At 64.1% G+C, this 24,293-nt stretch carries 18 protein-coding genes; 10 read left to right on the top strand and 8 right to left on the bottom strand.

Features of this window, described 5'->3' with window-relative positions; all coding sequences use genetic code 11:
* The first annotated feature begins 18 nt into the window (after positions 1-18).
* The 7 genes from NFG58_RS10430 to NFG58_RS10400 all read left to right on the top strand — a co-directional run bounded on the left by NFG58_RS10430 (position 19) and on the right by NFG58_RS10400 (position 9,063).
* Complete coding sequence (locus tag NFG58_RS10430) at positions 19-1,173, top strand: ABC transporter permease (protein ID WP_315900843.1); 1,155 nt, start codon at positions 19-21, stop codon at positions 1,171-1,173.
* Positions 1,170-2,114, top strand: a complete 945-nt coding sequence (locus NFG58_RS10425) for an ABC transporter ATP-binding protein (RefSeq protein ID WP_045993740.1) — start codon at positions 1,170-1,172, stop codon at positions 2,112-2,114. The genes NFG58_RS10430 and NFG58_RS10425 overlap by 4 nt, the downstream gene beginning before the upstream one ends.
* The gene (locus tag NFG58_RS10420; protein WP_045993739.1) at positions 2,107-2,841 is read left to right on the top strand and encodes an ABC transporter permease; all 735 of its coding nucleotides are present in this window, start codon (positions 2,107-2,109) and stop codon (positions 2,839-2,841) included. Before NFG58_RS10425 ends, NFG58_RS10420 begins: the two co-directional genes overlap by 8 nt.
* A gap of 343 nt (positions 2,842-3,184) precedes the next feature.
* A complete protein-coding gene (locus tag NFG58_RS10415; RefSeq protein WP_045993738.1) occupies positions 3,185-4,393 on the top strand; it encodes a thiamine pyrophosphate-dependent dehydrogenase E1 component subunit alpha in 1,209 nt (402 codons plus the stop codon).
* 1 nt (position 4,394) lies between these two features.
* On the top strand, positions 4,395-5,372 hold the full coding sequence (locus tag NFG58_RS10410; protein ID WP_045993737.1) for a transketolase C-terminal domain-containing protein: 978 nt from the start codon (positions 4,395-4,397) through the stop codon (positions 5,370-5,372).
* A gap of 21 nt (positions 5,373-5,393) precedes the next feature.
* A complete protein-coding gene (locus tag NFG58_RS10405) occupies positions 5,394-7,094 on the top strand; it encodes a dihydrolipoyllysine-residue acetyltransferase (protein WP_348828106.1) in 1,701 nt (566 codons plus the stop codon).
* Positions 7,095-7,158: 64 nt separating this feature from the next.
* Entirely contained in the window at positions 7,159-9,063 is a 1,905-nt protein-coding gene (locus tag NFG58_RS10400; protein WP_045993735.1) for a protein kinase, read from the top strand.
* Between the two features lie 156 nt (positions 9,064-9,219).
* Here NFG58_RS10400 and NFG58_RS10395 read toward each other — a convergent pair whose 3' ends face one another.
* The 4 genes from NFG58_RS10395 to NFG58_RS10380 all read right to left on the bottom strand — a co-directional run bounded on the left by NFG58_RS10395 (position 9,220) and on the right by NFG58_RS10380 (position 13,679).
* Positions 9,220-9,432: a ribbon-helix-helix protein, CopG family gene (locus NFG58_RS10395; RefSeq protein ID WP_108449394.1), complete on the bottom strand. Its 213-nt coding sequence runs from the start codon at positions 9,430-9,432 to the stop codon at positions 9,220-9,222.
* A gap of 287 nt (positions 9,433-9,719) precedes the next feature.
* Entirely contained in the window at positions 9,720-10,406 is a 687-nt protein-coding gene (gene csiR, locus NFG58_RS10390) for a DNA-binding transcriptional regulator CsiR (RefSeq protein WP_108449393.1), read from the bottom strand.
* Between the two features lie 303 nt (positions 10,407-10,709).
* On the bottom strand, positions 10,710-12,422 hold the full coding sequence (sulP, locus tag NFG58_RS10385; RefSeq protein WP_348828105.1) for a sulfate permease: 1,713 nt from the start codon (positions 12,420-12,422) through the stop codon (positions 10,710-10,712).
* 99 nt (positions 12,423-12,521) lie between these two features.
* Complete coding sequence (locus NFG58_RS10380) at positions 12,522-13,679, bottom strand: FAD-dependent oxidoreductase (protein WP_348828104.1); 1,158 nt, start codon at positions 13,677-13,679, stop codon at positions 12,522-12,524.
* 285 nt (positions 13,680-13,964) lie between these two features.
* Between NFG58_RS10380 and NFG58_RS10375 the strand changes: the two genes are divergently transcribed.
* Complete coding sequence (locus NFG58_RS10375; protein WP_348828103.1) at positions 13,965-16,394, top strand: EAL domain-containing protein; 2,430 nt, start codon at positions 13,965-13,967, stop codon at positions 16,392-16,394.
* Here NFG58_RS10375 and rarD read toward each other — a convergent pair.
* Entirely contained in the window at positions 16,370-17,269 is a 900-nt protein-coding gene (gene rarD, locus NFG58_RS10370; RefSeq protein WP_045993729.1) for an EamA family transporter RarD, read from the bottom strand. The two genes, NFG58_RS10375 and rarD, sit on opposite strands and share 25 nt — an antisense overlap.
* A 220-nt stretch (positions 17,270-17,489) precedes the next feature.
* On the opposite strand from rarD, the gene NFG58_RS10365 reads away from it, so the two are divergent.
* On the top strand, positions 17,490-18,305 hold the full coding sequence (locus NFG58_RS10365) for an amidohydrolase (protein WP_045993728.1): 816 nt from the start codon (positions 17,490-17,492) through the stop codon (positions 18,303-18,305).
* Positions 18,305-19,000: a pseudouridine synthase gene (locus NFG58_RS10360; protein WP_348828102.1), complete on the top strand. Its 696-nt coding sequence runs from the start codon at positions 18,305-18,307 to the stop codon at positions 18,998-19,000. Before NFG58_RS10365 ends, NFG58_RS10360 begins: the two co-directional genes overlap by 1 nt.
* Before the next feature lie 140 nt (positions 19,001-19,140).
* Here the strand turns inward: NFG58_RS10360 and NFG58_RS10355 are convergent, their stop codons facing one another.
* The 3 genes from NFG58_RS10355 to NFG58_RS10345 all read right to left on the bottom strand — a co-directional run bounded on the left by NFG58_RS10355 (position 19,141) and on the right by NFG58_RS10345 (position 24,292).
* Positions 19,141-21,435: a diguanylate cyclase gene (locus tag NFG58_RS10355; protein WP_348828101.1), complete on the bottom strand. Its 2,295-nt coding sequence runs from the start codon at positions 21,433-21,435 to the stop codon at positions 19,141-19,143.
* Between the two features lie 204 nt (positions 21,436-21,639).
* Entirely contained in the window at positions 21,640-23,229 is a 1,590-nt protein-coding gene (locus NFG58_RS10350; RefSeq protein ID WP_348828100.1) for a dipeptide ABC transporter ATP-binding protein, read from the bottom strand.
* Positions 23,219-24,292, bottom strand: a complete 1,074-nt coding sequence (locus NFG58_RS10345) for an ABC transporter permease (protein WP_231498690.1) — start codon at positions 24,290-24,292, stop codon at positions 23,219-23,221. The genes NFG58_RS10350 and NFG58_RS10345 overlap by 11 nt, the downstream gene beginning before the upstream one ends.
* Position 24,293: the final 1 nt, after the last annotated feature.

Below are 24,293 nucleotides of genomic sequence, written 5' to 3'. Positions count from 1 at the left end.
ATCGGTCTCTTGAGTGCAGTGAACGGTGAGCGCGGCAATACGGTATTGCTGACTCTGATGCTGGTGGGGCTCGGTGCCTGGTGGGCCTTGCCTGTGGTCAGCGTCGCACCGAATCGTATTGTGCCCGGCGAGGCTCTCTACGCCTGGGAGGTGGCCGGGCCCGCCATGGCGCTGCTGGCCAGCCTGCCCATGGGCCTTGCGGCATTGTCGGCGCGTAGCGCTGACCCCGGCTGGCGCTCGCTTGGGCTGGTGCTGCTGGCGCTGGCAGGCCTGCCGCTGTGGCTGGTGTTGGCGGTGCACCAGCTCATCGATCCTGAGCTGCCCCAGGCGCGGCTCGGGATCGGTTCAGGCATCTGGTGTGCGCTGTTTGTGCTGATGTTGGCGCTTTTGGACCTGCGGACTCGACAGCGGCTGTCGACCGGGGTGTCCTGGCTCTTGATGCTGACTCCGCTGGCGCTGCTCGCCGTCTGCCTGCCGCTGGGGCTGAATCGTCTGGCGTTGTGGCAGGAGTACCAGGGCCGTGCCGATGACTTCTGGCTGGCCATCGGCGAGCACCTGCTGCTGGTCACTACCACCGTCGGCGTCAGTCTGGTCCTCGGCTCCGGCATCGCGCTGCTGATGCGGCGCTATCCCGAAGTGCAACGGGGCGCCTTCGCGGTACTCAATTTCCTGCAGACGATCCCCAGTCTGGCCTTGTTCGGCTTGTTGCTCGGACCGCTGGCCTGGCTTGCCAATCGCTACCCCTGGGTCGATTCGCTCGGCATCAGCGGCATCGGTTGGGCGCCGGCGCTACTGGCCCTGGTGGCCTACAGCCTGTTGCCGATGGTCAGAAACACCTTTGTTGCCCTGGAGGGCGTTTCCCCCGGTGTGATCGAGGCGGCGCGCGGCATGGGCATGAGTCGGTTGCAGATCTTCTTTCAGGTGCGCCTGCCACTGGCGGTGCCGGTACTGCTGGAAGGGGTGCGCATCACCACGGTGCAGGCCATTGGCCTGACCGCGGTGGCGGCCCTGATCGGCGCCGGTGGGCTCGGGCGTTTCATCTTTCAAGGGCTGGGTCAGGCCGCCATGGATCTGGTGCTGTTGGGGGCCTTGCCCATTCTGGTGATGGCAATACTCGCCGATGCGGTACTCGGCAACCTGTCGAGGCGACTGGGGAGAGGAGAGGCCGCATGATCGAATTGATCAATATCAGCAAGCGTTTCGGGTCGACCACTGCGGTGGACAGCATTTCGCTGAAGGTGGAGAGCGGGGAGTTCTGCTGCCTGGTGGGGACCTCCGGCTGCGGCAAGTCCACCACCCTGAGGATGATCAACCGGCTGATCGAACACAGCGATGGCGAGATCCATATCGACCAGCAGCCCATTCGCAGCTTCAGGGAAGAGACGCTGAGGCGTCGGATCGGCTACGCCATCCAGAGCACCGGTCTGTTCCCCCACTGGACCGTGGCGCGCAACATCGGCCTAGTGCCGCGACTGCTCAAGTGGCCAAAGGCCAGGATCGACGCACGGGTCGAGGAGCTGATGGCCTTGCTGGGGCTGTCGATGGACGAATTTGCCGGCAAGTACCCCGACCAGTTGTCCGGGGGGCAGGCGCAGCGGGTCGGGGTCGCCCGCGCCCTGGCGGCGGACCCGGATATCCTCCTGATGGACGAGCCGTTTGGCGCCCTCGACCCGATCACCCGCGAGAGCCTGCAACTGGAGCTGCGTGATCTTCAGGCGCGGCTGGGCAAGACCATCGTATTCGTGACCCACGACATGGACGAGGCCCTGACCCTGGCTGACCGGCTGGTGGTGATGCACGAAGGGCAGATCATGCAGCAGGGGCATCCATTGAGCGTGCTGAGAGACCCCGCCAACGATTTCGTCGCCTCGCTGCTGGGGGGCGAGGATCGCGGCCTCAAGGAGGCAGCGCTGCTGCCGGTTAGCGAGCGCATGATGCCCCTGGGCACCGGTGGCGTGGCGCGCGAGCGGATCGACCAGGGCGCCTCCCTCCGGGAGGCGCTGTCGGTGATGCTATGGCGCCGGGTCGAGCGCCTGGCGGTGGTCGATGACGATGATATTCCGATCGGCGAACTGAGCTTTCGTCGGCTGGTGGGAGCCCGGGGCCATGACTGAGCACTGGGCCAGCCGCTGGCGGGTTCCTGTCATCTGGGGGCTGTTGCTGCTGGCGGGTTGTCTGTTGATGGGGCAGCTGGAAGCGCTGTTTCGCTGGGTCGAGCCCGATAGCCGTGACGTGATCTTCTCGCGGGTGGACTTTCTGGTGTTGTTGGGACGCCATCTGCTGGTGGTCAGCGTTGCCGCCGTGCTGGCTACCTTGATCGGGGTGGGCGGCGCCATCGCCGTCACCCGTCCGGGAGGACGCGATTTTCTGCCGCTGGTCGCCCAGGTGGCATCGCTGGGACAGACGTTTCCTCCGGTGGCGGTACTGGCGCTGGCGGTGCCGGTGCTGGGTTTCGGCACCCTGCCCATCGTGGTGGCATTGCTGCTCTATGGTCTGCTGCCCATCGTGCGTAACACTCTCGCCGGGATCGAGGGTATCGATCCCTCGGTGCGGGAGGCCGCCCGTGGCATGGGCATGACCAGTGGCCAGATCCTGCGCCAGGTGGAATTGCCGCTGGCGGCACCGGTGATCCTGGCCGGTATTCGCACCTCGGTGACGATCAACATCGCCACCGCCGCCCTGGGTGCTACCGTTGGTTCAAGCAACCTTGGGGACCCGATCATCTCCGGTATCGTCAATGGCAACACCGCCTACATCGTCCAGGGCGCAGTGCTGATTGCACTGCTGGCGCTGACGGTGGACAGCGTGTTCGCGCGCCTGGCTCCTGCTCGCCGGGCCTGATGGCGTCGTCCGGGTCCGAACACCGAGACCTGGTCCGCTTTCCCTTTCCTGATCTCCGTATCCGCGAAGCCCCCGTGCAGAGAGGGGGGCTTCGTGGTGGCCTGCGTCTCTCACCAGCCGGTCTCCCCGTCACGGTGGCCCGGTTCGGGCGTCCCATGGTGCTCGCCGCAAAGCGGTCCATCGAGGCAATTCGAGACGAATTTTCGACCAAAGTCGCGGCTAGGCAGGCGTCTCAGTTTACGTTAACGTCAAGTCAGTGCGTTGGTCCCGCCACGGGCAATCCCCTGGCAAGGGGCGGGAATAAAGACAACACTGCCCTCAAAAGGGGCAAAGGAACAGCACGATGACGACGACCGCACAGACCCACCGCCCGGACTTTCTGTCCGGCGACGAATACAGCATTCCCACATATGCGGTGCTATCCCAGGATGGCACCCTCCATGACGGCGCCGAAGGGCCGGATCTCGAGCGCGACAAGGCGCTGAGAATCTACCACGCCATGGTGGCCACCCGGGTGCTGGACGAGCGCATGATGGCGGCGCAGCGTCAGGGACGCCTGAGCTTCTACATGCAGTGCACCGGCGAGGAAGCGGCGGTCATCGGCAGCGCCGCCGCCCTGGACGACGCCGACATGATCATGGCTCAGTACCGAGAGCAGGGCGCCTTGGCCTATCGCGGCTTCAGCTTCGACGAGTTCATGAACCAGTTGTTCGGCAATGAACTGGACTACGGCAAGGGCCGGCAGATGCCGATCCACTATGGGTCGCGCAAGCTGCACTACATGACCATTTCATCACCGCTGGCGACTCAGATTCCCCAGGCCACGGGCTATGCCTATGGCCAGAAGCTGGCGGGAGAGGGCCTCTGCACCATCGTCTATTTTGGTGAGGGCGCTGCCTCCGAGGGCGATTTCCACGCGGCGCTCAATATGGCGGCGGTACACGAAGCGCCGGTGATCTTCTTCTGTCGCAACAATGGCTACGCCATTTCCACGCCGTCGGTGGAGCAGTTCGCCGCGGATGGCGTGGCGCCCAGGGCGCTGGGATATCGCATGCACGTGATCCGCGTCGACGGCAACGACGTGCTGGCGGTCTACCGGGCCACCGAAAAGGCACGACGTCTGGCGGTGGAGGAGAACAAGCCCGTACTGATCGAGGCCATGACCTACCGTCTGGCGGCCCACAGCTCTTCCGATGACCCATCGGGCTATCGTTCGCGCAAGGAAGAGGACGCCTGGCGGGCCAAGGACCCGATCCGGCGCATGCAGCTGTGGCTCGAGGCCCAGGGCTGGTGGAGCGAAGACGAGGAAAAGGCGTTGCAGGACGAACTGCGTCGCGAGGTGCTGGAAACCATGAAACGGGCCGAAAAGCGCCCACCTCCGGCGATCGATACCATGGTCACCGACGTCTATGCCGACGTGACGCCTGCGCTGCAGCATCAGCTCGATGCTCTCAAGCAGCATGTTCGTCGCTACCCGGAGGCCTATCCGCGTGGGGCCAGGTCGCTGGACCCGGCGTTGAGCCATCGCGATGCCGACCAGGGAGGGGACTGAGATGCCGACCATCAATATGCTGCAGGCCATCAACCAGGCGCTGGACATCGCCATGGCCGAAGACGACAAGGTGCTGTGCTTCGGTGAGGACGTCGGGGGCTTCGGTGGCGTCTTCCGTGCGACCAGTCACCTTCAGGAAAAGTACGGCAAGGCGCGCTGCTTCAACACGCCATTGGTGGAGCAGGGCATCATCGGCTTCGCCAATGGGCTGGCGGCCCAGGGATCGGTGCCGGTGGCGGAGATCCAGTTCGCCGACTACATCTTTCCGGCCTTCGACCAGATCGTCAACGAGACCGCCAAGTTTCGCTACCGCTCCGGCGATCTGTTCAACGTCGGCGGGTTGACCATCCGCGCGCCCTACGGCGGTGGTATCTCCGGTGGCCTCTATCACTCCCAGTCGCCCGAGGCCTATTTCGCCCACACCCCGGGTCTCAAGATCGTGGTGCCGCGCAATCCCTACGAGGCCAAGGGCCTGTTGCTGGCCGCCATTCGTGACCCAGATCCCGTGCTGTTCTTCGAGCCGAAGCGCCTCTATCGCGCCTCCACCGGCGAGGTCCCGGAAGAGGATTACCAGCTGCCGCTGGGAGAAGCCGAGGTGACCAAGGAAGGAGCCGATATCACGCTGCTGGGCTGGGGGGCTCAGATGGAGGTGATCGATCGGGCGGTGGAGATGGCAGAAAAGGACGGGGTGTCCTGCGAAGTGATCGATCTGCGCAGCATCCTGCCCTGGGACGAGGATACCGTCGCCGAGTCGGTACTGAAGACAGGCCGCCTGGTCATCACCCACGAGGCGCCCCGCACAGGGGGCTTCGCCGGAGAGATCGCCGCTGCCATTCAGGAGCGCTGCTTTCTTTACCTGGAGTCGCCGATCCAACGGGTGACCGGCATCGATACACCTTTTCCGCTGACGCTGGAGAAGGAGTATCTGCCCGACCATCTGAAGATCTACGAGGCCATCAAGACCTCACTCCACTACTGAGACGGCGCCGGGAGCCAAGACATGACAGAGTTCAAGCTGCCTGACATCGGCGAGGGCATCGTCGAGTGTGAGGTGATGGAATGGAAGATTGCCGAGGGTGATACCATCGCCGAAGACCAGCCTGTGGTCGAGGTGATGACGGACAAGGCGCTGGTGGAAATCACCGCCCCGGAAGCCGGCGTCGTTACCAGGCTGCACGTGGCCAAGGGTGAAATGGCTCGAGTCCATGCGCCCTTGTTTGCCTATCGTGGCGAGCATCAGGGCGGCGATGGTCAGGGCGAAGAGGCCCAGCGTGATGAGGGTCAGACTGAAAGCGAAGGCAATGCCCCGGCGCAAGCCGCCAGCCCGAAAGAGGCGCCTGTCCAGGAGCCGGCAGAGCCAGTAGAGCCGCCGTCGAGCTCCAGCGAAAAGGGCGGTGCGGGGCGACGGGTAGACTTTATTCTGCCCGATATCGGTGAGGGCATCGTCGAGTGCGAGATCGTCGAATGGCACGTGGCCCAGGGTGACGAGATCAGCGAAGACCAGCGACTGGTCGATGTCATGACCGACAAGGCCATGGTCGAGATCACTGCGCCGGAGGATGGGGTCGTTGCCGAGCTGTATGTGGCCAAGGGCGAGATGGCCAAGGTCCATGCGCCGCTGTTTGCCTATCAGGTGGCGGGTGCCGCCGCCGCTGGTGAAGCGCTGGCGGTCGAGGAGGCGTCGCCCCCGACCCCGACCCGGAAGAGTGACTCTCCCGCGCACACGGCTGCGTCCGAGGGGGGCAAGGGCCCCTACGGGCGCATCCCGGCGAGCCCGGCGGTACGCAGACTGATCCGAGAACACCAGCTGCGACTCGAGGACATTCCCGGCAGCGGTCGCCAGGGCCGCGTGTTGAAGGAAGACGTGCTGAACTTTCTCGATGGCGCTCGACACAGCGGTGCTGCTTGCGCGGCCGATTCCGGGTCCGATTCCAGGTCCGAGTCAGCAGGGGCGGGCTCTCTCGCCGGCACCGATGCAACAGCCCGCGACGAGGGAGAGGTGCGAGTGGAACCGCTGCGCGGGGTCCGGGCGGCCATGGCGCGCCAGATGGTGGCGGCGGCCAGCAGCGTGCCGCACTTCCAGTACGGTGAAGAGATCGACGTCACCGACCTGCTGGCCCTGCGCGGCCGGCTCAAGCCCCAGGCCGAAGCCAGGGACGTCAAGCTCACCCTGATGCCGTTTTTCATCAAGGCGCTGGCGCTGGCGATCGACGAACATCCCCTGGTCAATGCGCGTCTCAATGACGAGGCCACCGAAATCCACTATCCGCCCCACTGCAACGTGGGCATGGCGGTGGACGGCAAGGCCGGCCTGATGGTGCCCAATATCAAGGGCTGTGAGCGCCTGAGCCTGCTTGAGATCGCCGCCGAGGTGCAGCGCCTGACCGAGGCCGCGCGCGAGGGGCGGGTGGCTGCCAGCGACCTCAAGGGAGGCACGATCAGTATCTCCAACATCGGTGCCCTCGGCGGGACCTATGCCGCCCCCATCATCAATATCCCCGAGTCGGCGATCGTGGCCATCGGCAAGACCCAGTGGCTGCCACGCTTCGACGAGGCAGGGCAGGTCGTGCGTCGGGGCATCATGACGGTGACCTGGGCCGGTGATCATCGCTTGCTGGATGGCGGCACCATCGCGCGTTTCTGCAATGCCTGGAAAGGCTATCTCGAGGACCCTGAAAGCATGCTGCTTCACCTGTCCTGAACGGTTGTGACGGCGTGCGCCCGAGGCGCCGCCGTGGCATCGTGTATCGGTGGAGGATACCGCCATGCCCCAGGCCCCGTTGCAGCAGTTCTACATCCCGGAAGATCAGTCGATCTACCTGCTCAGCCAGGACGACGCGCGCAAGCTCAAGGAGTGGGTCGCGCTGTGTCGTACCCAGCTCGAGCAGCTGGGCTATCGGCGCATCGAGCTGGTCGGCAAGGGCGCCTACGGTTTCGTGTTTGCCGGGGTCAGTCCCGACCAGCGCCATCACGTCTTCAAGTTCAGCCGGGTCACGTTGCCGCAGCACCTGCAGGATCGCCTCGAGGAAGAGGCCTTCATGCTCGAGCAGGTGGTGCATCCCCGTGTGCCGGCGCTGGTCGCCTATCAACGGGTGCGCCACCAGGCGATTCTGGTGATGGAGCGGGCTCCGGGGCTCAATCTGGAGGAGGTATCGCTGCGTCAGGGTCGGCTGTCACCACGGCTGGTGGTGCGTATCGCCACCCAACTGGCGGATATCCTGCGTGAGCTGAGGCGTGAAACCACCCCCGCCGGCGCCCCGAGAAAGCCGGTGGTCCATGGCGACATCAAACCGTCGAATCTGGTGTTTGACGCCCGCGACGAAACGGTGGCGCTGATCGACTGGGGGTCGTCGGTATTTGCACAGCTCGACGCACGGCTGCAGTTCGTCACCGCCAACGTGATGGAGCTGATGTCCGACAATCTGCAGCAGACCAACGCCAGGCTCGGGGACGTCTATTTCATCGGCGAGGACCAGCTTGGGGGCGCGCTGTCATCACCGCGCTTCGACGAGCAGGGTGTCGCCGGGACCCTCTACGCGCTGGCCTCGGCGCAGTCCTGCCGTTTTGGACATCGCGCCATTCCCGCCACCTCGCTGGGTCTGCCGATGGAGTTTGCCAGGACCCTGGACGGGATGCTCGATCCCGACCCCGAGGTGCGGTTGAGGGCCGGCGACCACTTCATTACCGAAATGCCGCGCCTGGGACGGTTGGTGATGCTCGATCTGCCGCGGCCCCAGGAAGTGGCACAGGTGCCGGTGTGGAGCCGCGCGCTGAGTCGCGAGATCGATACCGTGGTGTACAGCTCGCGCAAGGCATTTCTGAGGGAAGAGGGCGTGGAGGAGACGCTCAATGACGTCAACGATGTTCAGCTCGATCGCTACTATCGCAACTTCATGCAGGGCATGGGGGAGACCGAAAAAGCCTTTCTGGCCGCCGTCAGCCGGCTGGGCAAGTACCCGGTGGTCGGAGGACTGGCGGTGCGCTGGGAGGCCGATGGCGTCTATATCGACTCGTCATTGAATCTGCACGACGCAGGGCTCAAACGAGCCTTCGTGGCGGCGGTCAACAACATGGTGACCCTGGCGCGGGCGATCCATCGGCGGGGCATCTTCAAGAGCTGCCTGTTCAATGCCCGCGATACCCTGCACCTGGAGCGTACCAGTCCGGATCACCCCTTCGTGGTCGATCCGTCGCTGAAACTGTCCTATGAGGTCAGCGCGGTGCCGGAACTGGAGGATCGCTCCCGTCTGCACAGCTATTTCGAGGACGGTCCCGACCCTGAGGAATTGCTGGTCCTGCCGGAGGCGATCATCACCTCGTTGCAGGCGCTCAATGATATCCACCACACCGGCATGATCATCTTCGAGGTGCTGCCGTCGCATCTCAAGATTCACCACCACTATCGGCTGCTCGACCCTTCAAGGGAGCAGGAATTCCATGACTGTCTCGAGGACATCGTCGATGCGGTGAAGCTGATCGAGGGACTGGGTATCTCAGGCTTCATGAAGATGCCTTACAAGGACACGCGGTTCTTTCCCCACGTGGCACGTCAGCCGGAACGCTACTATCCTCGCGACCCCAGAGCGGCGCTGGCAAGAGCGATGTCCGAGCAGCCGGCCGGGGGGGAGTCAGAAGCGCTGCGAGAAGGTCTGCACCAGGCGCAGCGCTAGCCTTTGTCCGAAAAGTTGACGAGCGAAGGTTAGACAAGGCAAAAATCGGTGAGAAAGCGCAGTTTACGGGGTGTAAATGAGCATTTTGACCGGGCTGGCGCACCAGCCGATTTTTAACGCCGTATTACCGAGCGCAGGCACTTTTCAGGCGAGTCGTCAGGCGCCGAGCCCGCTTTCGCGCAGAAGTTGATCGATGGAGCGCTCCGCACGCTGGCTGCCGGCGCCCTCGTGGGCCAGCTCGGCTTCGAGGATTTCGGCGCCTTCGCTGACCAGACGTTCGATCAGTGCAGCCTTCGACAGGCCGGTCTTTTCGGCCAGGAAATCCAGGCGTGCCTCCAGGTCCCGCGAGAATCTGAGTAGATGGGGCATGGTATTCCTCCGGTGGCAACGCGTACGGCTATCAGATTTATGAAAAGTCTAGGTGTTACGGGTGACAGTCCGGTGACAATCCCGGGCCCTGTCTAGACGGTGCCCGCGCCCATCGAGGTTCAGGACCAGGCACGGTGCACTTCCAAGTGTGCAGCTATCCGTCTGGCGCTGTCGCTCTCCCTTGGGGAGTAGCTCACTGCGCGCCGAGGCGGGAGTGTGGCCCTTCTTTGAGCGCAGGTGAGCGCAGGCCAACTGCCTTGCTCAAGCGTAAGCGCCGTCATGGTGACTCAATCCAGGCCGCGCCGGGCCATCACTTCGGTGATGATCGGTACCGGCGTCATCAGATGGTCACGCATCATGCGCCGGGCCTTGCCGGCGTCCCGACTCAATACCGCCTCGGTCAGTGCCGCATGTTCGTCACGCTTGACCGCCAGGGCCTCGCTGGAAAACACCGTCTCGCGAAGCCACAGGTGGCGGTAGCGCTCGACCTGGTCGAACAGGGTGTCGCGCACCTGCATCAGGTGAGGCGAGTTGCAACCGGCCACGATGGCACTGTGGTAGGCCTTGTGGCGACTGTCCCAGATATCGAGCAGCTCCTCGGAGGAGCTGACACTTTCGACCTTGGCCAGGGTGTGCGCGGTAGCGATGATATCGGCTTCCCAGCGATCGTCACCGCGTTGGATGGCCAACTCCAGCATCAGCCCCTCGAGCTGGGCGCGGGCATCGTACAGATCCTCGAGCTCCGCCAGCGACATGGGGGCCACCCGATAACCGCGTTGACTGATGGCAACCACCAGACGGTCGGCAACCAGCTGGGACAGGGCTTCGCGCAGCGGCCCCACGCCCAGGTCGTAGCGTTCTTTCAGCCTTGCCATCAACAGCTTTTCGCCCGGGGCGAAGACGCCACGAATGATGTCCTGCTTGAGCCAGCGGTAAGCGCTGATGGCGAGGTTCTGCTTGGGTGAGTCTTCCATCTCGTGGCCCGTCCATGTATCACCGGGCCATCTTACCGCAATGCCGACAATGTCGATATTCTCCTAAGGCATCGGTCGGCACCCAGTTGTGTCGATGGCAGCAGGTCCGGCTTTTCTATCTGCGGCAACGATGGCTCGAGGCGGGCCCTTTGACCCGCAAGATCGACACGGCTCCAGCCTCGCCTGGTGGTTGTCGGGCAGCTACCGGGCAGCTACCGGGCAGATACCGGGCAGCTACCGGGCAGCTACCGGGCAGCTACCGGGCAGCTACCGGGCATCGTCCGGCGAGGCGAGTCTGGTGGATCAGTCCCGGGTGCGTCGAAGCTCCGTCCAGGCGGCATAGGTACTCAGGAACACGCGGCCGGTCAATTCATCGAGAAAGTCGGAATGCTTCAGCCGGTCCATCACCGGCCCCTTGACCTCGGCCAGGTGTAGGGTGACGCGAGAGTCCTTCAGACGGGCATTGATCGCGTCCAGGCTTTCCAGCGCCGAGGCGTCGATCAGATTCACTGCAGAGCAGATAAGTACCACGTCGCTTAGCTCGGGGCGCTGGGCCACCAGTGTATAGAGGGTGTCTTCGAGATAGCGGGCGTTGGCGAAATAGAGGCTTTCGTCGACCCGGAACAGGGCGAGATGGCTGACGGTCTCGACCTGATGCCGGGTGATCGAGCGGAAGTGCTCACTGCCAGGGATGCGGCCGACGATGGCGCTGTGGGGGCGACTGGTACGGTACAGGAAAAGCGCAATCGAGAGACCTACCCCGGCGATGATGCCGGCTTCGACGCCCTCCACCAGCGTCAGCAGCATGGTCACCGCCAGGGCCGAGAAGTCGCTGCGGGAGTAGCGCCAGGTCTGGCGAATCAGCGGGATATCCACCAGCGTCAGTATGGCCACGGTGATGGTGGCGGCGAGGGTGGCGATCGGAAGATGTTCCAGCAGGGGGGTGAGCGCCAGGGTCACCACACCGATACCGATGGCGGCAAACAGACCGGCCATGGGGGTGCGTGCACCAGACTGCTGATTGATCACGGTGCGCGACAGTCCGCCGGTGACCGGCATGCCGGCGGTGACAGCAGCGGCCAGGTTGGCGCCGCCGAGTCCGATCAACTCCTGATTGGGGGAGACACGCTCGCGGCGCTTTGCGGCCAGCATCTGGGCCATCGAGATGGACTCGACAAAGCCCACCACACTGATCAACAGCGCCGGCACCAGCAGCGCATGCCACAGGCCCAGCTCGAATGTCGGCAGACCGAAGGCTGGCAGGCCGGCGGGGATCTGCCCCACGGTCGCAACCCCCCTGGAGGCAAGATCCCATCGCCAGCTGATCAGCGTAGTGACGACCACCGCTGCCACGGGACCTGCGCGTACCAGCATGCTGGCAGGCCCTCTGGGCAGGCCCAGTGCCGTCAGAGCGTGTTGTCCATAGCGGCGGGTCGCCCACAGGAAAAGCAGGGTCGAGGCGCCCATCGCCAGGGTCGTCAGGTTGGTCTGGTCGAGGTGGGATAGCTGGCTGTAGATCAGTGCCAGGGCGGTATAGCCACCGGCCTCGATGCCCAGCAGGTGAGATAGCTGACTGATGGCGATCAGCAGTCCCGAGGCTGAGAGAAAGCCACCGATGACCGGGTGGCTGAGAAAGTTGGCGAAAAAGCCCAGGCGCAGCATGCCCATGGCGGTCAGCATCAGTCCCGACAGCAGTGCCAGCACCAGCGCCGCCTCGACGTACGCGGCGCTACCGGGAGTGGCCACCTTGGTCAGAGCGGCGCCAGTCATCAGAGCGATGATCGCCACCGGGCCCACCGCCAGCGACCGGCTGGTGCCCAGCATGGCGTAGACCACCGCCGGTAGCAGACTGGCATAGAGTCCGACCACGGCAGGCAGACCCGCCAGAATGGCGTAGGCCAGCGACTGGGGGATCACCATGACGGTGACGATGATACCCGCCAGCAGATCGCCCCCCAGCAGACGCGGCGTATAGTGTGGCAACCAGGCAAGAATCGGAAGGTAACGCTTGATCATGGAAATGCCGACGTCCTAGTCAGGGTATTGGGGGCCTGGCGCAGGCGCTTGCCGAGAAACCTCTAGCCTAGCCGAAAGCGGTGAGCGAGTAGAGTCTTGTCAGCGCAGACGCCTGGTACGCTGCATGAAATTCAGGTCCAGATGACGTTTCAGGCGGCTGGCCAGTCGTCCGCCCCACCAGGCGTTTCCGTAGAGCGCCAGGGCTTCGCCGTGGCCGAGATTGACGATGGACAAGGCCCGCGCAGGCGGGCGGTAAGAGGTCAGTGACGCCTGCGGGTCCAGCGATGCGATCAGGTTCTGGGCCAGTACGGGGCCCTGACGAACCCCGTGGACGCCCAGCCGTGGCAAGGGATGGTCGATCAGTGCAGCACAGTCTCCGCTGGCAAAGACGCCGTCGGTCCCCTGGACCTCAAGCGACGGGTCGATGGCTATACCGCGACCATCGATCGTCGGCAGGCCGAACCTCTCGAGTCCTCGCGGAGGACCCAGCCCAGTGGCGTCGACGATGTCGGACGCCGGCAGATGTCGGTCATGGTGGCTGTCGACGACAAGGATTCCGCGACGCTCCAGGGCTGCCAACAGGTAGCGTCGGGCTCGCGCGGGCGCTTCTGGCAAGAGGCCAGAGCCGCGATGTCGCAGGCGAATGGTCAGAGCACCAGCGGCGATCTGGTGGTGGCGGCCGAGCGCTTCGATGGCGCAGGCGATCTCGACCCCGCTGGCGCCGGCACCGAGAATCTCGACACTCACCGACTGTCGGCGCTGAAACCGACGCTCGAGGCTGCGCCGCAGCTGCACCAGGTGGGGGATGGGCTTGATCTGCCAGTGTGTCTGCTTGTCGCCTGGTAGCGAGGCTGCGCTATCGCTGCTGGCTTCATCATCGCTCGACCGCAACACAGGAGCAGAGCCCAGATTCAGCCCCAGTCGATCAAACGCCAGAGAGGTCCCGTTGGACAGCAGGGCCTGGCGCGCGTCGGTGTTCAGCCCACAAAGACGCGCCCTGACCAGTGCAACCCCTCGCCCATGACAGAGCGTCGCAGGATCGATCCTGTCGGTCGCAGGTGAATGGTCGCCGGCCAGCACACCGCTGGCCAGGCCCGAATACCAGAAGGCGCCGGGGTCGACCAGGGTGACATCGAAGCGCGACAGCAAGGAGCTCTGGTGCAGCAGATGCAGATGGGCGTGGCCTGCCCCGATCAGCAGCAGCCGTGGCTTGCTGCCGATAGCGGTAGGGCGGGATCGCGCGGTGGTCGAGGACATGGGCGGCCGTCATCCTGAAAGCGAGTAGCGATCATCCCGGCTGACATGCGCGAGGTCAAAGACGGTGCGCGCTGGACCTATCCCTATCTTCAGTCCATCGCTACCTCCAAAGGGAGCGCGAGGGGAACATCGGTGGCTTCTAGGCTTCATCTACGGGGCGAGACAGCACTTGATCGAACGTCGCCAGCAGACGCTCCCGTGGGAGCCTTACTCATGCACATCCTGCTCGGGCCGTGCCCTCTCCCGTGGTTGAGGTCACTGCTACTGGTGAGACTCAGGAGACTTGTGCCGACCACCCTTGGCCTGGTGGCCATGGTCGCTTCTGCGATGCTATCGGGTGATGAACTGGACGAGTCGCAGGGTGCTTCACTGACACTGTTGACCTCTTACCACCAGGGGTACCGGTGGAATGACGATGTGGTAAGCAGTGTCGAGGCGCGTTTTCGTCACGAAGCCAGCGCAGACCGACAACTGCTGGTGGAGTATGTCGATGCGCTGCGCCTGGCGCGGCCGCTGGCCCATGAGGCCCTGCTCCAGCGATTGACCGCCAGCACCTTGAATGAAAGCGGTAGTCTGATCATTGCCGATGACCCCGCCATGGCCTTCTATCTGGAGTATCGTGACGAGCTCCCCTGGCCTCGCAAGGTGGTGGCACTGGGACTCAATGATGACCGCTTCAGGGAGCAGGCCCAGGCGCTTGGAGTGAAACTGCTCAAGTCCTACCCGGTCATGGCGCAGTCGCTCAATATGCTGGTGGAAACCTTTGGCTCACCGGTGCCTTTGATGCTGCTGGCCGAAGACTCCGAACACGCCTTCAATGTCGTCGATGACATGGTGGAGGTGATCGGCAGTGTCGCCGATGTGACCCTGGTCGATGTGGTCACTGGCTGGACCCCGGAAGAGGTGATCGAGCGATTATCGCGAAGCCCGCCGGGTACTCGACTGTACATGCAAGGGGGGCAGGACTCCGGTTGGTCCGAAGGGGCGGGAAGTACCGCCCATCGACTGGAAGCGCTGGCCGCCCAGGGCTATCCGGTGTTCTGCCATTTCGAATTCCAGATGGCGATAGGCTGTGCCGGCGGGGCGATTCTCGATGTCGACTTCCTTGCCCACGCCGCCGTGGAACTGGCGCTGACGCCAGCCTTTGACCTGGTACCGGCCAGCTCCTCGGTGATGGCCCAGCGTCACCTGATCGATGCCCGCTGGTACCGTCTGTTCGAGGGCCATGACAACCTCCCGTTCCAGTGGATCGGCGTTCGCGGGCGGCTGGAGCAGGTCGCGCGGGAGTATCGTCAGGCGTTGTACGGGGTGTCGGTGGTGGCGGTTGGCTCGCTGCTGGGCGTGGGGGCCTTGCTGGTGGCGCGCAACAGGTCGCGACGTCTTCGTCGCAAGTTGATGGTCGATCAGCGCTTTGGTCTGCCTACCAGGCTGGCGTTGGTAAGCGACTATCGAGGCAGTCGATGCGAGGAGGTGGAGTGGCTGTTTGTGCTGGTCTCACCCGAACTCAGGAGCTATCGCAGGCGCTTTGGCAGCGGCAGTCTGGAGGGTCTTCTACGGATCAGTATCGATGTCTTCAAGGCGCACCTCCCCAAGGGCTGGCGGCTGTATCTGGGGGGCGAAGAGCAGCTGATCGGCATGGTCCCTGCCCAGGCCCACGGCCCCGATGTGGAATCCCAGCTCGATAGCTACCTGGCCCTGGTGGGGCAGTTTCAGCAACGCGACAGCGCACGGGTCCTGCGCTGGCATGCCAGTGTGGTGGTGGTGCCCGGACACTCCACGGACCTGAGCAACTGTCTGGCTTCGCTGGAAGAGGGGGTGCAGCGGCTGGAAAGCGAAGGTTGGGTACGTCCGGTGCTCAGGGTGACCGCGGCGGGTCCCTATCACGAGACTCAGCTGCGTTGGCTGTGCCGGCAGGTCAGTCTGCTGATCGAGAATCCCGGCAATCAATGGCGTCTGGTGGCCCAACCCAAGATGGCGCCCTCGAGCAGAACCTTGGTCGGCGCCGAGGTGTTGATCCGTTGGTGTCATCCCGACGCGGGCAATATTCCGCCGCCGGAGTTTCTTCCGGTCGTTCTGATGCTCGGCCTGGCGGAGCGTTTCGACCGTTGGGTGATCGGCCGCACCCTCGACTGGCTGATGGAACTGCGAGGCGCGGCCTGGCTCGGTACCGTCTCGGTCAATGTCCACCTTTCGACGCTCGTGGCCGATGACTTCCCCGATTTCATGGTGACTGAACTGGCGCGACGTAGGCTGCCTCCACGCTGTCTGGCACTCGAACTGGTGGAGCACGAGCATGTCGATGACGTCGAGCGGGTTCAGCGACAGATGAGGCGGCTCCACGAACGCGGTATTGGCGTCGCCCTGGACGACTTCGGTAGCGGCTACACGGCCTTCAACCTGCTTCAGCGCCTGCCCTTGGCGGCGATCAAGCTGGATTATTCCTTACTTCACGCCGCGCGGCGTTTCGATCAGGCGCGTCAGGCTTATGCGGCGCTGGTGGGACTCTGCCATCGCATGGAACTGACGGTGGTGGCGGAAGGCGTCGAGACCGTCGAGGACGCAAGTTGGCTGATCACCCTGGGGGTCCAGGAAGGGCAGGGCTACTTCTTCGCGCCACCGATGGAGCTGGAGGATCTGGTCGCGGTCTATGGCGAAAAGCCAGCGGGCCCGATGCCGACGACGGTACTGCGTCAGGTGGGCACTCGGCGCTGCTGACGCAGGCTCGACCAGGAGTAGAGCGCCAGCGCGATCCAGATCAGCACGAAGGTAGTAAGCTGCTCGACCGCCAGGGGCTCGTTGAACACCCACAACGCAATCAGAAACTGCAGCGTCGGATTGATGTACATCAGAAATCCCAGAGTACCGAGGGTCAGCCGGCGCGCAGCGCCGGCAAAGGCCAGCAGCGGCAGGGCCGTCAGCACCCCGGAGGCCATCAGCAGCGCGGCGCTGTAGGGGGCGGTGAAGAATAGCGCCCCATCGAAGTGGCTGACCGGCAGCTGTTGTATCAGCAGCAGCGCCAGTGGAAGGAGCAGCAGCGTTTCGATGAACAGGCCCGACAGCCCGTCCAGCGCAAGCTGCTTGCGCAGCAGTCCGTAAGTGCCGAAGGACACCGCCAGGCACAGGCTCAGCCAGGGCAAGGTGCCCAACTGGAATAGCTGCAGCACGATGGCACCGAGGGCAAGGCCAATGGCCAGGCGCTGCGTCGGCGCGACGCGTTCCTTGAGCACCACCACGCCCAGCGCCACGTTGACCAGCGGTGTCATGAAATAGCCCAGGCTCGCCTGCAGCACCCGGTGAGTCTCTACCGAGTAGATATAAAGGCCCCAGTTGGCGCCGATGAGCAGAGCGCAGGCGAGCGCCGGCAGCAGTTGCCGAGGTGCCTGGCGAATATTGGCGATGACCGACCAGCGCTTGAGCAGACTGATGACCAGTGCCAGAAACAGGCACGACCAGATGACGCGATGGGCGAGTATCTCGAGTGCACCCACGCCGTCGAACAATGCGAAGAAAAGGGGAAATCCACCCCAGGTGCCATAAGCCAGCAGCGCAAAGGCGACGCCCTGGGCCGAGGGAGTGGAGAGTCCTTTCATGCCGCGAATTCCCGTTCAGAGTTGGTGCCGAAGTTGGTGTCGACGTTGGTATCGATGTTGGTATCGATGTTAGTAGCGAAGGTTGAGCTGATCGCCGCGTCGCGTCAGGCCGGATGACGGTGGGTTTTCCGGGGCCTGGGGCATTCGACCGTCGCCACCTGCTGCGACAAGGCGCTGTGTCGTTTAGGCTAGGGGGACGACGTCAATTGATGAGATTACCATGACACAGCTGCGTACGACGCTTGTCCAGTGCAACCTTCACTGGGAAGATCCCGAGTCCAACTGCCGGATGCTGGAGGACAGCCTGGCGGACCTGGGCGCCAACGATACCGACCTGATCGTGCTGCCGGAAATGTTCGCCACCGGGTTCACCATGAACTCACGCGAGATGGCCCAGCCCATGGCGGACAGCAGCGTGGTGGCATGGCTTGTGGATCAGGCTCGCCAACGAGGCTGCGTGGTTACCGGCAGCGTGGCCATCGAGGAGCAGGGCGAGTACTTCAACCGCCTGGTCTGGGCGCGACCGGACGGCGACATCAGCTGGTATGACAAGCGCCATCTCTTCCGCATGGCAGGCGAGCATGAACGCTACGACATGGGTCGTGAGCGCGTGATCGTCGAGCTCAATGGCTTCCGCATCCTGCTGAGCGTCTGCTACGACCTGCGCTTTCCGGTATGGCTGCGTCAACGCCAGAACCCATCGACCCACTTCGAATATGACGCCCTTCTATGTGTTGCCAACTGGCCGGCGCCGAGGCGCCATCCCTGGCGCACACTGCTGCAGGCGCGTGCCATCGAGAACCTGGCCCCGGTGATCGGTGTCAACCGCGTCGGTGAGGACGCCAAGGGCCTCGCCTACTCGGGTGACTCCATGTTGATCGATGCCAAGGGTGAGGCGCTGATCGACGAGGCGCGTGATGAGCCCTTTATCAAGACCGGAGTGCTCGACCGCGACGAATTGGCGGCATTCCGGGAGAAGTTCCCGGCATGGCAGGATGCCGATGCCTTTCAACTCGCCGATGACGAGGCCAACTGATGCGTCTGGACCGCTTTCTCAGCGAGACCACCGACCTGACGCGCAGCCTGGCCAAGCGAGCCCTGGTGCGCGGGGAGGTAACGGTCAACGGCGAGCTTGAAAAGAAGGCTGCGCGACATGTGGCGAGTGATGACGAGGTGCGCTGGGAGGGACGACTTCTTGAGCTGGTTGGACTTCGTTACATCATGCTGCACAAGCCCGTCGGGGTGGAGTGCACGGCCAGACGGGGACTCTACCCGCGGGCGGTTGACCTGATCGATCTGCCCAAGGCCGAGCGTCTGCAGCCGGTAGGGCGGCTGGACGTCGACACCACTGGCTTGCTGTTGTTGAGCGACGATGGCCAGTGGTCCCACCGCATCACCTCGCCTCGCCATCGCAGCGCCAAGGTATACCAGGCCCTGCTGGCACGGGACCTGGACAACCCTGACGAGGCCGTCGCACGTTTTGCCGAGGGCATCATGCTGGAGGGCGAGGAGACCCCGACGCGTCCCGCTACCCTGACCTGTCACGGGCCGAGGGAGGTCGAACTCGCCATCGTCGAAGGGCGTTATCATCAGGTCCGTCGCATGTTCGCCGCCATCGGCAACCATGTCGAAACGCTGCATCGCCACACGATCGGCCCCTTGACACTGGATGCGTCTCTCGAACCCGGCCAATGGCGCGAATTGACAGCCGAGGAACGCGAGCTGTTTTGACAGCGCGGGGCGCTGGTTTGACCGCACGAGGCCGGGCGCTGATTGGATAGCGCGGGGCCTGGTGCTGCTGATTGGATAGCGCGGGGCCGGGCGCTGTAGCGAGAGTGCTTCAGGCCCCTCCAGGCGGCTTCCCCGGCCGGCTAGTCGTTCTCGTGAGGCGTGGCGAGTGCGATGCGCGCCCGCCCTGCGTGCTTGGCCCGATACAGTGCGCTGTCTGCCATCGCCAGCAGGCAGCTCGGATCGTCGCTGGTAGCCGGGAAGCTGGCGATGCCGCAGGATACCGATACCGTACCCAGGCTCTGGCCCTCGTGGCGGAAGCTCGCGCTGGCCAGGGCGTGGCACATGCGCTGCATGCGATGATGAGCGTCGTCGGCCTCGGCGCCGGGCAGCAGCACGACGAACTCCTCTCCACCAAAGCGACAGACCACGTCGATGTCACGAAAGCTGTTGGCCAGCATTCTGCCAACCCCTTCAAGTACCGTGTCACCCGCCGCATGGCCATAGCGGTCATTGAATTTCTTGAAGTGATCGATGTCCAGGATGACCACCGCCAAGGGGCTCTTCTTGCGCAGCGAAATGGCCGTCTCATGGGCAAAAAGCTCGTCGAAGTAGCGACGATTGTGCAGTCCGGTCAGATCATCGCGATAGGATAGCGCCGATAGTTCTTCCTGCAGGGCGATGCTCGACAGTACTAGGGCCAGGCGGCTGACGCCGAGTTCGATAAAGCTGCGGGTGCGATCCCAGTACTGCGGGCGCTTGACCAGTGGCCCGTCGGGCACGACGCAGATCACGCCCAGTCGACGATGCTGACGATCCGGGCCGGTCAAGTCCAGCGGAAAGACCCAGTGAGGCAGGTTGTCGGCAGGGGAAGGTGCCGAAGGGTCCGAGGGCGGCCTCCTGGTTGAGATCGTGAGCAGGTCGTCCAGGGCGGGCAGGCTTTCTTCCGTGCGCGTTCGAAGCGGCGGAATCGCGGTGGTGTCCAGCCAAGCCGGGGGGCGATAGGTGGTGGGCCAGAACAGTTCCAGCGTCATGTTGTCCGGTTGATCCTGAGGCCGGTAGAAGGCGCCCTGCATCGGTTCCAGTATCTCCGGCATGGCCCGCTGGGTCAGGCATAGCGCTTCCTCGAGGCTGGTGCATGCCTGCAGCGTGTCGATCAGACTGGCCAGTCGCTGGGTCTTGTGGTGTTCGGTGGCCAGCACCAGGGCACGTTGTCTCTCCTGTTCTGCGAGGCTTTCCAGTTGCCGGGTACGCTCGGCCACCTCTTGCTCGAGGTGATCGTTGAGTCGCTGCAACTGGCGTTGGGAGCGAGCATAGTGGCGCGTGGAGATGACGATCATGGCGACGATGAAGGCCAGGGCACCAAGGTGAACCGGTACACTGATCCAGCCCACCAGGCCGTGGGCCACCAGCATGTCGGTGATGGCGATGGCAGCAAAGATGGCGTAGCTGGCGACGATCAGGCGTTGGTCGCTGTCGAACTCTCGTCGGTAGCGAAACAGCCAGCGTGCCATGTAGGCCAGCGCTCCGAGCAGTATCAGGTCGAACAACGGAAAGGTCGGAGGAAGCGATATCACGTCCAGCATCGCCAGCGCCGGGGCGATGATGGCGTATGCCAGCAAGCCTAGCCACAGACGTCGCATGCCCTGGCGCGGGATCTGCGGAAACCAGTGCTCGAGGATCAGCGCCATGGCCACCGGCAACGAAAAATAGGCGATGGCGGCCACATAGTCCCACGCCAGGGGCGCGAACACGATCAGTTGGCTGGCGTCGCTCTCGGCCAGCACCATGAGTCCGACCGCCAGCGAGAAGAGCCCGAGGCTACCCAGTCGCCAGCGTTCGGGCTGGGTCAGGATCAGCACGAGCGCCAGGGCTGCGACGATCAGGCAGGCAAGGGCGATCACCAGTTCGCCCTTGGTGGCCTCGAGAATCGAGGGCAGTATCCGTGACTGTTCCATGATCACGACCTTGCCCCAAAGCCCGATGTCCTTGTAGGACGACTTCAGGCGCAGGTACAGGGTCTTGCCCTGGGTGGGCGAGGGCAGCTCGATGGCGTGCCAGGTCCAGCCGGCGAAGGCCCCGGCGTCCGGTCCTTCGAGCTGACCGTGGCGATAGACGTGTTGCCCATCGACGTAGGCTTCGGCGACCAGGTTGAGGCTTGAGACGAACAGCGCCGGCTGAAGCCAGTCACCGGCGGGTAGCTCCCGACGCAGCCAGAGGCTGTCGCGACCGTCACGACCAGGGGGATTGCCGATGCCCTCCAGGGACTTCCATTCCCCTTCAGCGGCGGTGAGCCACTCAAGCTCTCCGTCAGGAGTGCGGGGCGAGTCCCCCCAACGATATTGCCAGTCATCATTCAACGCGAGCTCGCCAGCCAGTACCTGACTGCCGGGCAGCCAGAGCAGGGCGAGTACAAGAAGCGTGATGCAGCGGAACATGGCGAGACCTATGGACGGTAACCCGGCCAGTATAGAACGAGGTGGCAATAACAACATTCGACGGCATAGTCGAAAGAATAAACGTTTGGGGCCTGGACGGCCCCAGTCCCGGCATGAACCGCCATGGAGCGCTTGGCGGCAACCGCGCTCAGATGCCATGCCTTCTACCGCCCCCCTGTCGGGACACCCCCTGTCACCCTTGCTTCATCCCTGGGGCTCAAGCCCCGCCGCCTTGACCAGAGCCCTGGTGTAGGGATCGGCCGGCCGGGAAAGTACGTCCATGCAGGCCCCCTGTTCGATCAGGCGGCCTTCCTTCAGCACCATCACCCTGTGGGCCATGGCGCGCACCACCGCCAGGTCGTGGCTGATGAACAGATAGCTCAGTCCGCGCCGTGCCTGGAGGTCCCTGAGCAGGGCGATCAGTTGTTTCTGCACTGTCCTGTCCAGTGCCGAGGTCGGTTCATCGAGTACGATCAGGCGCGGCTCGAGGATGATCGCTCGGGCCACCGCGATGCGTTGGCGCTGGCCGCCGGAGAACTCGTGGGGATAGCGTTGGGCGACGTGTTCCGGGAGCTCCACCTCACGCAAGGTCGCACGGACCCGAGCGCTGACTTCCTGCTCGGAAAGCTCAGGCTGATGATAGCGAAGTCCCTCGCTGATGATATCCGCCACCGGCATTCGCGGAGAGAGAGAGCCGTAAGGATCCTGGAATACGATCTGCAGATTTCTGCGCTGCTGGCGCAGTGCCTTGCCCGTTAGCTGATCCAGCCTGGCGCCGGCGAAGTCGATGATTCCCTTGGCCTGGTTCAGGCGCAGCAGAGCGGAGGCCAGGGTGGTCTTGCCGGATCCCGATTCGCCGACCACGCCCAGGGTCTCGCCGGCGGCGATGTGCAAGTCCAGCGGGGCCAGCGCCTCGAAGCCAGGCTGGGGACGCTGGAACAGGCGTCGGCGTCGTTCGAAGGTGACGCTTAGCTGGCGGGCCTCGATCAGGGTCGGGGCATCGCCACAGGGGGTCGGGACACCTTCCGGCTCGGCGTCCAGCAATTCCCGCGCGTGGGCGCTCTGGGGCGATTGGAAGACCCGCTCTACGGTCCCGGTTTCCTGGTGCTCGCCATGACGCATGACACACACGCGGTCGGCGTGTCGACGCACCAGATTCAGGTCGTGGGTGATGAACAGCATGCCCATGCCGTGGTGATCACGCAGCTCGGCCAGCAGGGCGAGTACCTCCTGCTGTACGGTCACGTCCAGGGCGGTGGTGGGTTCATCGGCCACCAGCAGCTCAGGCTGGTTGGCGATGGCCATGGCGATCATTACCCGCTGACGCTGCCCGCCGGAAAGCTGGTGGGGCCAGGCATCGAGCAGTTCCTCGGCTCGCGGCAGTTTTACCTGTTCCAGCAGTTCGCGGCAGCGGTGGCGAGCCCCGCGGCCTCGCAGGCCCTGATGCAGGCGCAGGGTCTCCGCCAGCTGTCGTCCGATGGTGTGCAGCGGATTGAGCGAGGTCATCGGCTCCTGAAACACGAAACCGACGCGGTTGCCGAGCAGCCCCTGCCATTTGCGCGGCGTCAGCCGCGACAGGTCGGTGTCGCCGAGCCATCTACCGCCTTTGATTGTGGCGTTGGGCGGCAGCAGGTTGAGCGCGCCAAGCGCGGTGACCGACTTGCCGGACCCCGACTCACCCACCAGCGCCAGGGTCTCTCCGCGCCTGACGTCCAGCGACAGTTCCTTGACCACGGTGGTGTCGCCGAAGCCGATCGTCAGCCGATCCAGCGACAGCAGGGTGTCATTGTTCATGCGCGGGGCTTCCTTGCGGTGTCGTGTTGCCGCTGGCGCTTTGGACGTGGCGCGGATCGAAGGCGTCGCGGATCCCCTCGCCGATGAACACCAGCAGCGACAGCATGACCGCCAGGGTCATGAAGGCGGTAATCCCAAGCCATGGTGCCTGGAGGTTGTTCTTGCCCTGGGCCACCAGCTCGCCCAGGGATGGCGAACCTGGCGGCAGCCCGAAACCGAGAAAATCCAGCGCTGTGAGGGTGGTGATGGCGCCGGTGAAGAGGAAGGGTATGAAGGTCAGGGTCGCCACCATGGCGTTGGGCAGCACATGGCGCCACATGATCAGATGTGACGGCAGCCCCATGGCCTTGGCCGCCCGTACGTACTCCAGATTGCGCGCACGCAGAAACTCGGCACGCACGATATCCACCAGTCCGAGCCAGGAAAACAGCAGCATGATCCCGAGCAGCCACCACAGATTGGGTTCCACCAGGCTGGCCAGGATGATCAGCAGGAACAGCACCGGCAACCCCGACCATATCTCGGTCAGGCGCTGGCCGATCAGGTCGACCTTGCCGCCGAAATAGCCCTGCACCCCACCGGCCAGCACCCCCAGCACCAGCGACCCGGCGGTCAGCACCAGAGCAAAGATCACCGACAGGCGAAAGCCGTAGATCACCCGCGCCAGCACGTCACGACCCTGGTCATCGGTACCCAGCCAGTGGCGGCCATCCGGGGGGGACGGCGCAGGGTGGTCGAGATACTCGTCCAGGGTGTCGTAGGAGAACGGAATCGGCGCCCACAGCATCCAGCCATCCGACTCGATGGCGTTGCGGGTGAAGTCATCGTGATAGTCCGCCGCGGTCGGCAGAAAGCCGTCGAAGACGGTATCCGGATAGTCGACCAGCATCGGGAAGTACCATTGCTGCTGATACTGCACCAGCAGCGGCTTGTCATTGGCGATGAGTTCGGCCCCCAGGCTGAGCACGAACAGTAGGCCGAAGGCCCACAGTGACCACCAGGCCCGGCGCTGGTGGCGAAAGACGGCGAGGCGACGGCGGGTGATGGGAGAAAGGCTAGGCACG

It is taken from the genome of Halomonas sp. RT37 (genome assembly GCF_040070525.1).
GTDB classification, from domain to species: Bacteria; Pseudomonadota; Gammaproteobacteria; order Pseudomonadales; family Halomonadaceae; genus Halomonas; species Halomonas litopenaei.
The sequence above is the reverse complement of the archived record's forward strand: the minus strand, read 5'-3'. Positions and strand labels throughout refer to the sequence as shown.